The organism is Paenibacillus tyrphae (assembly GCF_024158745.1).
In the GTDB taxonomy this organism is placed as follows: Bacteria; Bacillota; Bacilli; order Paenibacillales; family NBRC-103111; genus Paenibacillus_G; species Paenibacillus_G tyrfis_A.
In genome coordinates, this window is record NZ_JAMZAW010000032.1 from 12797 (window position 1) to 27818 (window position 15022).

The window sequence follows — 15022 nt, forward strand, 5'->3', positions numbered from 1 at the left end:
TCATGTAGGATGGTTTGTAAATGGAGTAAAAGGATGTGAAGGCTTTTGATTCGTAGACAACAATTTCTTGAGGTAAAAAAAGTCTCGCTGGCCTATTTAAAAAAAGCAGGAATTGTTCTGACGCCACAAGAGTCGGACCAGATCGAAATTGCCGATTTCGGTTTGAATCGTTTGGAGGAAATCGGCTTGCAATTGTTCGTTTACATGAATACTGAACGCTGCTGTGCTAAGGAATTGGTGTTATTGCCCGGACAAACCTGCCCTCAACACTTGCATCCGCCTGTGAACGGTATATTGGGTAAAGAAGAGACATTCCGCTGCAGATATGGAACGGTTTACCTCTATGTGCCCGGACCTAAAACCGAGCATCCTCATGCCTCTCCCCCTGCAGGCAGGGAAAAATATTATACCGTATGGCATGAAATTGTTTTAAATCCCGGTGAACAATACACGATTTACCCGAATACTCCTCACTGGTTTCAAGCAGGGCCCGAAGGTGCAATTGTCTCGGAGTTCTCAACAAAAAGCACAGATGAACACGATATTTTTATCGATCCGGCAATTGATCGTGTTCCTAAAATCGCCGACTAACTCATTCAGTAAAACTCGCGCAATCCCCCGTACGTAAGAGTCCTTGCTCAAAACGCGGCGATCCTTCCCGGAATTCGACCGGAGAACGGTCGCCTAATTTTTTTGGAACCGTTCATCGTTATAATACTTCATCTATTCGGCTATCCCTTTTTTGCCATGAAAAAATCCCCCTCGGTGAACAGTGTTGAGTCCGTCATAACACGAACTCTTTTTTCACTGTCTACCGTAAGGGGATAATACATTTCTTCACTTCTTCTCCGCTTCTATTCGCCTATTTCATTTAACCGCCGAAGATCCGCTTCCAGCATCTCTTCCGTCACGGCGCCTTGGCTGAAAGCAGCAAGCACGCGCAGCGGCATATTCCTGACAAACTCCAGCATCATATCCGAACCGTCCGCTTCCAGCGCATGCATCACCTTGTTCTCGCTGTACTTCCGAAGCATCTCGCGAAAGCTCGGCGATAGCCACGGATCGTCCAGCAAATCGCCTACGAGCGAGTTTCGGGTAACGGTCTTCTTTAGTCTGACGGTCGATTGCACGCGAACCGTCTCTTGAAGCACGAGCTCCGCCGACGATTTTCCGATTAAGATTTCAAAATCGCCGTTTTCCACATGCCAGTCCTGCAGCTCGGGATTGTAGTAGGCGAATGCGCGCTTGTCCAATATGAACTCGACGGTCTTTTCCTCGCCGGGCGACAGCTCGATCTTTTCAAACCCTTTGAGCTCTTTTTCCGGCCGGATCACGCTTGCTTCAACATCTCGCACATACAGCTGGACGATTTCTTTTCCGGGGAGTTCGCCCGTATTTCGGACACGAACGCCGATGCGTACCGTCTCGGTATCCCGGATTTCCCGTTTGTCGACGGTCATGCCGGTATATTCGAATGTCGTATAGCTCAAGCCGTGCCCGAACGGAAACAAAGGCTCGATCTGCTTCGCATCGTAATAGCGGTAACCGACAAACAGCCCTTCCTTGTACTCCACCTTGTCCCCTTCGCCCGGGAAATTCAGATGGGAAGGATTATGGCTTAGTTGTTTCGGGAACGTTTCGGCCAGCTTGCCGCACGGATTCGCATCCCCGAACAGCAAATCCGCGATCGCGCCGCCCAGCGCCTGACCGCCCAGATAGCCTTCGAGCACGCCCTTCACGCGATCGATCCAGGGCATCTCGACCGGCGCGCCGTTGCTTAAAACTACGACCACATTGCCTTGCACTTCCGCGACGGCCTCGATCAGCTTCCGGTGATTATCGGGAATCCGCAAATGCTGTCTGTCATACGCTTCGGATTCGTACCGTTCCGGCAGGCCTGCGAAAATGACCGCAGCCTTCGCTTGCGCCGCCGCCAGCTTCGCTTCCTGAAGCAAGCGATCGTCGATGTCGTCGCTTTCCAACGGATAGCCTTCGGCGTATACGATGCTGGCTGCGGCCCCTGCCGTTCGGCGCATTTCTTCATAAATATCGTCCAATCGGGTCGGATTGATGTGGGAGCTTCCGCCGCCTTGATACCTCGGATGTTTCGCCAACGCCCCGATCACGGCGATCGTCCCGTCCTTTTCCAGGGGCAGAATGCCGCCTTCATTTTTTAACAGCACCATACTTTCGCGCGCGACGGTTCTGGCCAGCGCATGATGGGCTTCCGCATCGAACGAAGCATGCTCCTTTTTCCGGTCGACCGCTTGGAAAACAACGCGCAATATTCGTTCCACGGCCTTGTCCAGCGCTTCCTCGGACAGCTTGCCGCTCTTCACCGCGTCTACGATTTTCCGGTCGCCAAGGCCGCTGCTAGACGGCATTTCCAGCTCCAATCCGGCGGCCAATCCCTTCGCCCGGTCGTTCACGGCCCCCCAGTCGGACACGACAAAGCCTTCATGTCCCCATTCTTCCTTCAAAATACGGGTCAGCAACTCCTCATGCTCCGAGCAATACTCGCCGTTGACCTTATTGTAGGCGCACATCACGGTCCAAGGCTGAGCCTGCTTGACCGCTCCTTCGAAGCTTGCCAAATAAATTTCCCGCAAGGTCCGTTCGTCCACGACCGCATCCACGGTCATTCTTCGATGCTCCTGGTTATTCACGGCAAAATGCTTAAGCGAGGTTCCTACACCTTGACTTTGAACGCCCTGGATATGATGAGCCGCCATTTCCGACGATAAATAAGGATCTTCCGAGAAATATTCAAAATTTCTGCCGCAAAGCGGCGAACGCTTGATGTTGGCGGCGGGTCCCAGCAGGATCGCAACGTCCTCGGCCTGACATTCTTCACCCAATGCGATACCTACTTGCTCCATCAGCTTGCGGTCCCACGAGCAGGCCAAGCCTGCCGCCGAAGGAAAGCAGGTCGCCGGTACGCTGTCGGCAAAGCCGAGGTGGTCCAAACCTCCCCGCTGCTTCCGGAGACCGTGAGGACCGTCCGTAAGCATAATCGACGGAATTCCGAGCCGTTCCACCGGCTTCGTTTGCCAGAAGTTCAAGCCGGAGCACAATCCGGCTTTCTCCTCTACGGTCATTTGCGCGATAAGCTGCCGTATATCTCTCTCCATTAGCATCCTCCCCTTACGACGAATCCGATATCACAAAATAATCGTATTGAACGATTCCGGTGCAAGCTCAAAAGCTTGCGTGCGCGTTCCGTCACTTAGACGGAGTTTCCTCGATTCAGCGAACGGATTGGCCACGATCACCGCTTTTTGTCCGTTCGGCGCTGCAAAGGCAAGCGCGTTTCCGGCCCACGGGCCTCTTAACCCGATGCGCGACGAACCCGGAGCAACGAAATGCGAGAAATGCTTCATCACAAAAAACTCGGGATTGTACATGGCCCGCTTGGCGGCAGGATCTGCCGTGATCATCGAATTTTGCTCCCAACCCCACGTGCTTCGCCCTTTCGGCTCCAGCACCATGTTCCAATAAATATAGCTGTTTACGCCGTTCACGAAATAATGCTGGTATAAATTAAATACATATTTCGCATAATCCCATGTATTCAGGCCGTCTCCGCATTCGTTTTCCGTCTGCATGTAGCGTAACTCCGGATAGCTCTGCACGGTTCGTTGAATCGCATATTTGCCCGCCCATTGGTAACCGACGCCTTGAATATATTTGTAAGCTTCCGGATCGCTTAACACGGTATTTGCATAAGCATCGTAATCCGAAGTGGATTTCTGCAGCATTTCCTGCCACGGCTCCGGCGCATTGATTGTTCCCAGCCAAATTTCCGTCTCCAGTCCGTGCTCCTCGAAGGCCGGCCCTAGATAGTCGCGGATGAACTCGCGAAGCTGCTCTCCCGTCCAGACGCACGACGGGAATTTCTGGTCGGCGACCACTTCATTTTGCACATGAATCTGATGAATGGTGATGCCTTCCTGACGATACGCTTCCACAAACTTGACGAAATAAAGCGCATAAGCCTGTAAAATGTCCTTTTCCCAACGCAGCGTTCCATAATTGTAGGCTTTGGGAGACTTCATCCAGGTCGGCGGACTCCACGGGGAAGCAAAAAATTTCAACTCCGGATTGTACGTTAACGCTTCTTTGATATAGGGAATCAAATACTGACGGTCCCGCTCGATAGAGAAATGCTCCATCGCCAAATCTCCGTCCGTCTCGTTCAGACTGTACCATTCGAGCGCGTAATCGCTGGCGCCGATCGGCAGACGGCAGATGCCGAGCTTCAGCTCTCCTTCGGGGTGAAATAAGGAGTGAAGCACGCGTCCCCGTTCTTCGGGCGTCAAGTGGCTTAACGCCGTAAAGCCCAATTCGTTAAAGCAGCCTCCAAAGCCCTCTACCGATTGAAAAATTTCGCCGGTAATCGTGAGGTTGGCGTCGCCTCCGGCTTGACCGGAGACCGGTTTTTCCGTCCAACAAGCGTCTTTCGTGCTTGAAATCCAGCGAATATCGCGATTGCCCATGAAGTAAACCCTCCTATGTTTCTCTCTATGCGTAACTCATAACCCGTTACCCTTTTACGGCTCCGTCCGTAATCCCTTGAATGATCCAGCGCTGGAAAATGGCAAAAAAGACGACGATCGGGATCGAAGACAAAATCAAGGAAGCCAGAATCAAACCCCATTCCCTGCTGTACTTGCCGAAAAACATGTTGATCGTCAAAACGAGCGTATAATTGCGAAAATCGGTAAGCAGCAGCACCGGAAGCAGGAAGTCGTTCCACAGCCAAAGCATGTTTAAAATCACAATCGTAAACGTAATCGGCAGCAACAGCGGAAAAATGATCGTAAAATACGTCCTGAACTCGCCACAGCCGTCGATTTGAGCCGATTCGTCCAGCTCGCGCGGAATGCCTTTCACAAATCCGTGGTACAAAAAAATAGCCATATTGATGCCTAGTCCCGCACATACGATCCCAAGCCCCAGCGGCGAACCTTGCAGCCCCAGCCCTTTGGCCATTTTGGTCAAGGTGACCATGATCGTTTGGAAAGGAATCAGCATCGAAGCGACAAACAGCATAAACACAAAATTGCTTAGTCTGCCCCGCGTCCGGGAAAGCTTATATCCGGCCAAAGAGCTGAAAAAGACGATTCCCGTAATCCCCGTTACCGTGACCACGACGGTATTCCATGCGCTTCGGAGCATGTTCGCTTTCTTGAACGCCTGAACGTAGTTGTCAAATTGCGGACTAGCGGGGAAGCTTAAGACGGAACGGTACATATCGCCCGGCGTTTTCAAGGAATTGATGATCGCCATATAGATCGGGAAAAGAAAGTAGACCGCCAGCAAGGACAGCACGACGAGCGATAAAACGGAATACATGCGCCTGGTCACGCTTCCACCTCCCGTTTCTTCATCACCGACACTTGCACGAGCGTAATGACCAAAATAATCAAAAAGAGGATGATCGCCTTGGCGCTAGCATAACCGTATCGGTAGTTGCGCTGATAAGCCTCCTCCAAAATATTCATCGTGATCACCTGCGTAGCCCGGGCCGGACCTCCTCCGGTCAACGCAAAGATGAGGTCATACACTTTGAACGAACTGTTCAAAGTCAGGAAAATGCAGATCGTCAGCGCGTGAGTGATTAAAGGCAGTGTAATGTACCGAAGCATATGATATGGCTTGGCTCCGTCAATGATGGCCGCTTCCTTCAAATGCTGCGGTATGCCCTGGATGGCGGACATATAAATAATCATCAGGGTGCCTACGCCGCCCCATACGGAAACGAGCATGATGCTCCAGAACGAAACGTTCGGGTCGCCGAGCCAGGATTGACCGAGAAATTTTAAAGCGGCATATTCGGACAGGGCGGGCATCACTTTTGTAAACACGAACACCCACATGAACGTACTGATAATGACGCTGAGCATATTGGGCATGAAAAAGACCGTTCGAAAAAATCCCTTCGCTCTTTTTTGTGATTCAATCAGTAGAGCGAGCAGCAGGGCCAGGGCGTTCTGAAGCACTACCGCAAACACGACATACTTGGCGGTAAATAAAATCGCCGTTCTGAAGTTGGCATCGTCGCGAACGGCTTCAACGAAATTTTGGAGCCCCACGAAGCTGTACGACTTATTCAAGCCGTCCCAATTCGTGAAGCTGTAGTAAGAGCCTTGTAGTACTGGGATAACCAAGAAAATGACATATAGAATAAAAGCAGGCAGTACGAACAAAATCAGAGAAGTCGTTGCTTTGGACGGGCGTTTCAGCATGATGTTCAATCCCTCCTTCGGGGAAGTCGCGCCCTGTTCTCAGCTGAACGGTTGGCTGCGGGAACAGGGCGCGACGCTCTCTTTCGGACACTTATTTTTTATTGGCGGCCGCGTTGGCATCCTTCCAGGTTTTATCCAGATCCTTGATGACGTCTTCTTTGGACATCTTTTTGCTGAAGTAGGCCTGCAGCGCTTTGCCCCCTTCATCTTTAACCGCAGAAGGAATCGACGGATCCTTGTAGGATTTCCCTTTGCTCACATAGCTCGAAGCTTCCTCCACCCAAGGGTAAGGCTTGAAGGTATGGGTTTTGGAGACCGGATTGAACTTCAGGCTTTGATAAAGCTCGTTCGACGCTTGATCGTCCAAAATATAGTTCAGCAAGTCCAGCGACACCTCTTTATTTTTGCCGTTCGGAGCCATCGCCAAGGAGGTGGATACGGATACATTAATCATCGTCGCATTCGGATCGTCATTGATCGGCAGCGGCGCGACCCCAAAATCGAGCTTGTCGTTGACCTTCAGAATGCTGTCGGAATCCCATGGCCCTTGCACCCACATGGCGGCCTTGCCGCTCGCGAACTCGGCGGCCCCGTCATCGTTGCCGATTTCAAAAGCGCGGTCCGTTCCATTCGCGTTCACAAGGTCGATAATGTCGAACATCTCCTTGATCTCCGCGAAGCTGCCCTGTCCCTTGTTCATGTTGTCGATAAAGTCTTTGTGGCTCGTATTGACCAATCCGCCGATCGTAAGCGAAAGGAACAGCTGCGGAATCCAGCCTTCTTTGTAGCTGAGAAGAAATGGCTTAACGTTATTGTCTTTCAGCTTCTGTGTAACCGCCTTCATTTCCGAGAGCGTGGCAGGCGGCTTCAGTCCCAAATCGTTGAATATTTTTTTGTTGTAGAGGTATCCCCATTCCAGGCTTTCCATCGGAACCGCCACCACTTTATTGTCAATCGAAACGATGGGCTTGATCCCGTCGCTCAGCTTGCTTGCCAGCGGCTGGCTGGATAAATCCGACAAATAGCCGGCTTTGTAATAATCCGGAATCTCGTTCACCGCATGGATGGAAAAGATGTCCGGCACATCTCCGGTAGCGAGCCGGGTTTTCAAAATTTGCGGGGCATTCTCCGCCCCCGGATACTCGGAGTTAATCGAGACCTCGATATTTTTCTCTTTCTTTTCCTTCTCGGCAAACTGTGCAAAGTACTTGTCGAATTGATCGCGGAAACGGTCCAGGCCCCCGAGGAAAATTTTCAGCTCGACCTTTTTCGGTGCCCCCGCGGCTTGGTTCCCCTGCGCTCCCGAACCGCCGGCGTTATCGCCGCTTCCTCCGCCCGATGAACAAGCGACTGTAGACCCCAGCATGAGAATAGCTGCTGCTGTTGTAAGTGCTTTCTTCATTGCTTGTATCCTCCCTTTTTCATGATTGGCGCTTACGTGTTTAGTATAATCGGGAGTGCGCCCCGGGCGCATTGGACCGGATTTGCGTCATGGACTGGACGATATTGATATTAGGCTTGTGGCTCCTGCCGGACTTGATTGGGGGTATTCCCGGTTACTTTTTTGAACAGGCGGTGAAAATAAGTGATATCCGAATAGCCTACGGCTTCCGCTGCGCTTTTAATGGAATTGGCCGGATCTAGCAGCAGTTGCTTTGCTTTCTCCATCCGTTTGGAAATGATGTAATCCACGACCGTCGAGCCGGTTTCCTGCTTGAACGTCCGGGACAGATGCTCCTTGCTGACGAAAAATCGGCCGGCAACCGATTCCAGGGTGATCGATTCCGCGAAGGAAACGTCGATATACCGCCTGACTTCGTCAATGTCGATCCGATTCTTGCTTCTTCTCCGGTGAATCCATTGCTCCAGCACAGCAGCGTACGCGGCGGACAACACCTCGATCCACTGTGGCAGAGGCGTATCGTCCGAAACGTAAAAATTATTGGCGCATGCCGGAATCGCGAACGCCGCATCCGTTCCCGCCATGGACGCCTGTTCCTCGAGCAATAAGAGGAATTGCTTGTACAACGTATTGTTAAAGCCGGGCTGGAACGGTTCCCGGGCTCTCAATACTTGCTCCAATTCCTTGAACCGGCCCTGCACGGCCTCTACCTGCATGCCCTGAAAATGGCCTGAAATGATCCGCTTATACTCCGTGATGATCTTCAGCATTGGTTTATCCAGCGGCTGCACGGTATGAAGCCCCCGGGCGATCCGCCATTCCCGGACGGCCTTCTCCAGCGCCATGTTCAGCTCTTCCGGGTGGATCGGCTTCAAAATATATTCATCCACTTTGGATAGTATTGCCTGCTTGGTATAAGAAAAATCGTCATAGCCGCTGATCACAATTTTGCGGATAAACGGGTAGTCCTCCGTCAGCTTCTGCAAAAGCTGGACCCCGTTCATCCCGCGCATCTTCATGTCCGTAATGACAATTTCCGGGCTAATTTCATCGATGATTTTCAACGCGCTCAAGCCGTCCTCCGCTTCCTCGACCCGATCGATGCCGAAACGCGCCCAGTCGGCCAGCTGCCGAATGCTGCTTCGCGTCCAAAATTCGTCGTCAATAACGACAGCCTTCATACGGCTTCCTCCTCTCCCTGCTGCGGGACAGCCGGAATAACGACTTTGACCGTCGTACCCGCTCCTGCCCTGCTATCGATAAACAATCCGTACTCTTCCCCGAAAATAAGCTTGATTCGGGAATGCACATTGCCGAGGCCCAGGCTCTCGCCCAGCTCCCGGTCTTCCGATTCGTCGTTCAACCGGCTGCGCAGCTCTTCCAGCCGCGTTTCCTCCATGCCAACACCGTTATCTTCAATGCTGATCTCGATTTCATCCAGCACCTTCTGCGCCGTAATCGTGATGGACCATTCCGCCATTTTCCCCTCAAGCCCGTGAACAAAACAGTTCTCGACGATGGGCTGCAGGGAGAACTTCGGAATCTGACAGGACCGGCACTCGTCATCGACATCCAGATGAATGCGGATCATGCTCTGAAAGCGCAATTTTTGAATCTGCAAGTAATTGCTCACGTGCTCCAGCTCATCCGCGACCGTGACCAAGTCCGACTTCATTCGGATCGTATAGCGGAACAAATCGCTAATCGCTCGAATATGCTCGTAAATTTCGGGTACGTTCCGCGAGATGGCGATCCCGCCTATGGCTTGCAGCGCATTTTGCAGAAAATGCGGATTGATCTGCGCCTGCATCGCTTTCAGTTGCGCCGTCCGCTTCTCGATCTTGCTTTTGTATTCGATCTGGATCAGCTCTTTGATTCGCTGAAGCATGGAATTAAATCGTCGCTCCAGGGTGCCGATTTCATCGCTGCGTATGTCGCTGACACTGACGTCGAAGTTTTGGAATTCCACTGCTTTCATCGATTTCGTCAGCCGGATGATCGGTTTCGTCGTGTAATAGGCGGTCAAGATCGCGGCCATGATCGCCAGCACAATAAATATAACAGCAGTGAAGAAGCTGAAGCTCAGCGTCGACGAAGCGCCTTTCGTCAAATAATTCATCGGAATAAACTTAACGATTCGGAGCTGGCCCGATACGGCGGGCTGGTAAAAGATTAACCCCTGTTTCAGCTCCATGTGTCCGGGCCCGTCCGAATTCGCGGCAGCCTTCTTCAATACTTCATCGGGCAGAGCCTCTTGCTGCGAATTCGCATAAGGGTTATACATCATATTTCCTTGATTGTCCAAAATCATCACTTGGCTATTCGGTTCGGAATGGATCATGTCCAGCACGCTGTTCATCATATTCCAACGGACATCCAGGGATATCCCGCCAAGAACCTCCCGATTCTCAAACCGGTTCATCGTACGTACTAGGGTAAAATTATTATGTGCCGCATGCATCACCCTGTTAACGCTTTCAAACGATTGATCCAAATCCCCCCAATTTCCGAAGGGAGCATGGAGCTGCCCGGTTGAACTCACCGCATCTTTATCGACGACAAATAAACGGTGCTTGGACTTCAAATAAAGCGAAATCCGCACAATATTTTTATTATTGGCGATATACAAGGATCTCAGCTTCTCTTGAATATAGGAGTCCGCCGCATCCGGGCTATTCACGCCGTTATCCGATCGCCAGATTCCGTTTGGAAACAGGTTATTGTCAAGCAGAAGGGAATAGCTCACCGCCTGCAGCTGATCGAATTTTTCATCCAAATATTTCGCCGCCCAGTCCATTCTGGATTCGTTGGAGCGGATCACTTCCAGGCTCAAAGATTGCTTGGTCGTATTCGCCGCAAAAAGGGTGACCAGGATTAACGGCATAATCGCAATCGTCACCATCAAAAGCATCAGCTTGTACCTCAGGCTCTTCTGAAAACGATGGAAGAGTCGCTTCATCATGGTGCCGGCCTCCCATAAAATCAAATGTCCGCCTTTATTGTAGCAGATTCATTCCGTACCGGCAGCAAAGCGATAAAAATTGTTTATCGGCCCATAGTTTTCCAAATGAAAAAGGGCAAGCCGAATGCCAATTCGTCCGCCCTTTTTTTGCAGTTGTATGATGCTTTGGTTATCGGTACGCCTTTAATCTCCGATTCAAGTCCCGGGTGCTGGCGTAAACCGATTGATAAATTCCGAATAAGTCCTGATACACCGCGGCACGTTTCGGGTCCGGTTCGAACTGCCGGTCATAGCCGACGAACCGGTCTGCGCACTCCGCTATGCTTCCGAACCAGCCGCAGCCGACCGCGGCAAGCATGGCCGCTCCCAAAGCGGGGCCCTGCTCATTGCTCAGCTTCACGACCGGAGCTTGAAAAATATCCGCCTGCATTTGCAGCCAAGCCTCGTTTTTGGCCCCGCCGCCGATGGAGACGATCGTCCCTACTTCGACTCCCGCTTCCCTCAACATCTCCACCGACTCCTGAAGGGAGAACGTAATCCCCTCCATCACCGCCCGAACCAAGTGCTCGCGCCGATGCGAGCCGTCCAGCCCGATAAAGCTGCCTCTGATCACCGAATCCGCATGAGGCGTACGCTCCCCGACGAGATACGGCGTAAACAACAGCCCTCCCGCGCCGGCCGGCACCTCGGAAACCTTCGCCAGAAAAGCGTCATAGCTTTCCCCGGCTGCGATCGTTTTCTTGAGCCAATCCAGACTGTATCCCGCCGCAAGCGTGACGCCCATCGCATAATAGCCGCCTGGCTGCGAGTGGTTAAAGAAGTGGATGTTCCCTGCGAAATCCTTCTCCTGATCCTCGTAGGACAAGATGACTCCCGAGGTCCCAATGCTGCACAAAGCGTCGCCCTTCCTTAAAATACCAGCCCCGACCGCGCCGCACGCATTATCGGCTCCACCCGCATACACCTTCGTATCCGGCGCAAGCCCCGTCCGGTCCGCGATTTCCGGTAACAAGCAGCCGACGAAATCCAGCGATTCCGCAAGCTGCGGACACAGGCTCATGTCGATGCCGAAGGCGCCGCAAATCTCCCGGCTCCATTGCTTCTGCATCACATCGAGCAGCAGCGTGCCGGCCGCATCGGAAATATCCATATGCAGCTTGCCTGTCAGACGGTAGCGCAAATAATCTTTGGGAAGCAGGAACACGGCCGCTTTGCTGAATACCTCCGGTTCATGCTCCTGCACCCACATGATTTTCGGAAGCGTAAAGCCTTCCAAGGCGGCATTTTTCGTAATGCGATAAAGCCTGGGCCCAAGCTTGCTTTCGATCGTTCTGCACTGCGCCGTCGTTCTCGTGTCATTCCATAGAATCGCCGGCCGAAGGACCTGACCCTGATCGTCCAACAAAACCAGGCCATGCATTTGTCCCGAAAAACTGATCCCTTCGATATCCTTGGGCTCCACTCCCGACTCCTGCACCAACGCGCGCAAACTATCCACGGTTTGATCTACCCATGCCTTCGGCTCCTGTTCGCTATATCCGGGCTGCTCGTGCTGCAGCGGATAGCTTCGCGACGTCTCGCAGCTAACTTTCCCTTCTTGATCGACAAGAAGAGCCTTGACAGAGCCCGTGCCTAAATCAATCCCAATAACATATTTCATGCCCTATCCTCCCCAAGGAGTGATCGTTCGCCTGCTTATACGGAAAAGATATACTCGTTCAGCTCGGCTTTGATCCGCTCAAGCCTGCCGGATTTGTTGCCAATCGTTTGGTTGCCGAGCGCATACTGCTCCAATTGGCGGAAATCCGTTTTGCCCGACACAATGTCGAGGCCGATGCCGCTCTTGAAGCTGCTGTAACGCTCATCCGTAATTTTCTCAAAAAAGCGGTCCTCGATCAATTTTGCCGCAACCTTCAAGCCTTTGGCAAACGCATCCATTCCCGCGATATGCGCATGGAACAAATCTTCCGGCTCGAACGACGATCTTCTGACCTTCGCGTCGAAGTTCACGCCGCCCGATCCGAGGCCCCCGTTTTTCAAAATTTCATACATCGCGAGAGTAACCGCATACAGATCGGTCGGGAATTCATCCGTATCCCATCCCACCAGCAGATCGCCCTGGTTCGCGTCGATGGAACCGAGCATGCCATGCAAGCGAGCTACACGCAGCTCGTGCTCGAAGGTGTGTCCGGCGAGCGTCGCGTGGTTCGCTTCGAGATTCAGCTTGAAATGATCCTGAAGCCCGTATTTTTGCAGGAAAGCTATGGTGGTCGCCGCGTCAAAATCGTACTGGTGCTTCGTCGGCTCCTTCGGCTTCGGCTCGATCAAAAATTGCCCCGTAAAGCCGATTTCTTGCGCATAAGCGACCGCCATATGATAAAATCTCGCCAAATTATCGAGTTCAAGCTCCATATCCGTATTGAGCAGCGATTCGTATCCGTCGCGTCCGCCCCAGAATACATAATTTTCCGCGCCCAGTTCAACCGCCGTTTCCAGCCCTTTCTTCACCTGCGCAGCCGCATACGCGTACACGTCCGCATTGGAGGTCGTTGCCGCGCCATGAACGAATCGCGGATTGGTAAACATATTGGCCGTGTTCCACAGCAGCTTCACCCCGCTCGCTTTCATATGCTCTTGGATGGAGGCCACGATCACATCCAGATTGTGATTCGTTTCTTTCAGCGAATCGCCTTCGGGTGCAATATCCCGATCATGGAAGCAAAAATAAGGAGCGCCGATTTTCTCAAAAAATTCAAAGGCCGCCTCGACACGTATTTTCGCCAAGTCCACTCCGGTGTAGTTCGTCCAAGGACGGATGGCCGTATCGGCGCCGAACGGATCGCTGCCCCCGCCCGTCAAAGTATGCCAGTAGGCTACGGCAAAGCGAAGGTGCTCCTCTTGCGTTTTGCCAAGCACGAGTTCCGATTTGTTGTAATGCTTGAACGCCAACGGATTTTTGGAATCTTTTCCCTCGTACTGAATCTTGTTGACCGTATTGAAATAACTCATAACGATTCCTCCCTATGTTGGAAAAATGGCTTAATCTCATGTTAGCATCGGACACTTTGTTTGTCTAGTAGACAAAGTAAGTCCACCTTTTATTTTTTGCAATCCGTGTTATGATAAAGAAAAAGAATCGATAATGGCAGGCTCTGGAGGATGGCATGAAAATCACCGGCGATTTGCAATTGATGAAAAAAATAAACAAATACCTTGTTCTGGATACGATCCGCCACCATTATCCGATTTCCAGAGCGGACATTTCCGTGAAAACCGGTTTAAATAAAACGACGGTATCTTCCCTTGTCACCGAATTGATCGAAAGCCACTTTGTCACCGAAATCGGGCTCGGCGAATCCAGCGGCGGAAGAAAACCGATGATGCTGCTGTTTAACCAACGGGCCGGCTACGCGATCGGCGTCGATCTCGGCGTGAATTATATTTTGGCGATGGTCACCGATTTAGGCGGAACCGTCGTCAAGGAGAAGAAAATCGACATGACCGATTTGAGCGTGGAGACGGTGACGGAAAAACTCAAGAAATGCATTTATTCGCTTATCAAAAAAACGCCTTCGTCTCCGTACGGTATCATTGGAATCGGCGTCGGCGTACCGGGTCTGGTCGACGATCAAGGAAACGTACTGTCCGCACCCAATCTCGGATGGACCGACGTTCCCCTCCAAGAGATGCTGGAGCTGGAATTCAATCTCCCGATCGCCATTGATAACGAAGCGAACGTCGGCGCTTTGGGCGAGAAAGAATTCGGCGCCGGACGTTCCGTCTCGAATATGATTTACCTCAGCGTCGGGATCGGGATCGGCGCAGGAATTATTTTGAACGATGCCTTGTATCGGGGAGTGTCCGGCTTCTCCGGCGAAGTGGGGCATATGACCCTGGCGCAGGACGGGCCCCTCTGCGGGTGCGGCAGCCGCGGGTGCTGGGAAACGTTCGCCTCGGAGAAGGCGCTCATCCAACAAGCGAAATCCCTTCAGCTCGTTGATGAGAAAATCCAGGTCGCCGAGGCGATCGACAAAATCAACCTGAACACTTTGCTGCACCTGGCCAAGCAGGGATATCGTCCGGTCATCGATTTATTTGCAAGTACGGGACATTGGCTGGGGGTCGGCATCACGAATCTGGTGAATGTATTTAATCCCGAGCTCATCGTCATCGGGAACCGCATGTCCTTGGCATCCGAATGGATGGCAGATTCCATCCATGAAACGCTGAATTCGCAAAGCCTCTCGTTCCATCGCCAAAAAATGAACGTCGTCTACGCACAGCTGGGCATGAATTCCTCGGCTGCCGGCGCCGCATCGATTGCGATCAACCGCTTCTTTTCGGCTATGAAGGCTTTGTCGGATTAAAGGTTAGCCCCTCCGCAAGAAAAAGGCCACTCCCCCGCCGATT

The 15022-nt window shown here is 52.1% G+C and carries 11 protein-coding genes; 2 read left to right on the forward strand and 9 right to left on the reverse strand.

What is annotated here, in order from left to right; all coding sequences use genetic code 11:
* The first annotated feature begins 45 nt into the window (after positions 1 to 45).
* Positions 46 to 591 (forward strand): D-lyxose/D-mannose family sugar isomerase, encoded by a 546-nt coding sequence (locus tag NI000_RS32140; RefSeq protein ID WP_301292790.1) that lies wholly within the window; start codon positions 46 to 48, stop codon positions 589 to 591.
* A 263-nt stretch (positions 592 to 854) separates the two neighbouring features.
* Here the strand turns inward: NI000_RS32140 and NI000_RS32145 are convergent, their stop codons facing one another.
* The 9 genes from NI000_RS32145 to xylA form a co-directional block, all read right to left on the reverse strand.
* Positions 855 to 3131, reverse strand: coding sequence for a beta-glucosidase family protein (locus NI000_RS32145; protein WP_253415406.1), 2277 nt, complete (start codon positions 3129 to 3131; stop codon positions 855 to 857).
* A gap of 30 nt (positions 3132 to 3161) precedes the next feature.
* Positions 3162 to 4496, reverse strand: coding sequence for a glycoside hydrolase family 30 protein (locus NI000_RS32150; protein WP_253415407.1), 1335 nt, complete (start codon positions 4494 to 4496; stop codon positions 3162 to 3164).
* Positions 4497 to 4542: 46 nt separating this feature from the next.
* Positions 4543 to 5355, reverse strand: coding sequence for a carbohydrate ABC transporter permease (locus NI000_RS32155; protein WP_253415450.1), 813 nt, complete (start codon positions 5353 to 5355; stop codon positions 4543 to 4545).
* Positions 5356 to 5363: 8 nt separating this feature from the next.
* Positions 5364 to 6248 carry a carbohydrate ABC transporter permease gene (locus NI000_RS32160; protein WP_253415408.1) on the reverse strand — a complete coding sequence of 295 codons (885 nt, stop codon included), beginning with the start codon at positions 6246 to 6248 and terminating at the stop codon, positions 5364 to 5366.
* Between the two features lie 91 nt (positions 6249 to 6339).
* Entirely contained in the window at positions 6340 to 7650 is a 1311-nt protein-coding gene (locus NI000_RS32165) for an ABC transporter substrate-binding protein (RefSeq protein WP_253415409.1), read from the reverse strand.
* A gap of 110 nt (positions 7651 to 7760) precedes the next feature.
* Positions 7761 to 8831 (reverse strand): response regulator transcription factor, encoded by a 1071-nt coding sequence (locus NI000_RS32170; protein ID WP_253415410.1) that lies wholly within the window; start codon positions 8829 to 8831, stop codon positions 7761 to 7763.
* A complete protein-coding gene (locus tag NI000_RS32175; RefSeq protein WP_253415411.1) occupies positions 8828 to 10612 on the reverse strand; it encodes a sensor histidine kinase in 1785 nt (594 codons plus the stop codon). Before NI000_RS32175 ends, NI000_RS32170 begins: the two co-directional genes overlap by 4 nt.
* 169 nt (positions 10613 to 10781) lie before the next feature.
* Positions 10782 to 12272, reverse strand: coding sequence for a xylulokinase (xylB, locus tag NI000_RS32180; RefSeq protein WP_253415412.1), 1491 nt, complete (start codon positions 12270 to 12272; stop codon positions 10782 to 10784).
* 35 nt (positions 12273 to 12307) lie between these two features.
* Positions 12308 to 13621 carry a xylose isomerase gene (xylA, locus tag NI000_RS32185; RefSeq protein WP_253415413.1) on the reverse strand — a complete coding sequence of 438 codons (1314 nt, stop codon included), beginning with the start codon at positions 13619 to 13621 and terminating at the stop codon, positions 12308 to 12310.
* Positions 13622 to 13776: 155 nt separating this feature from the next.
* Here xylA and NI000_RS32190 point away from each other — a divergent pair, with 155 nt between their 5' ends.
* Positions 13777 to 14979, forward strand: a complete 1203-nt coding sequence (locus tag NI000_RS32190; protein WP_253415414.1) for an ROK family transcriptional regulator — start codon at positions 13777 to 13779, stop codon at positions 14977 to 14979.
* The last annotated feature ends 43 nt before the right edge of the window (positions 14980 to 15022 follow it).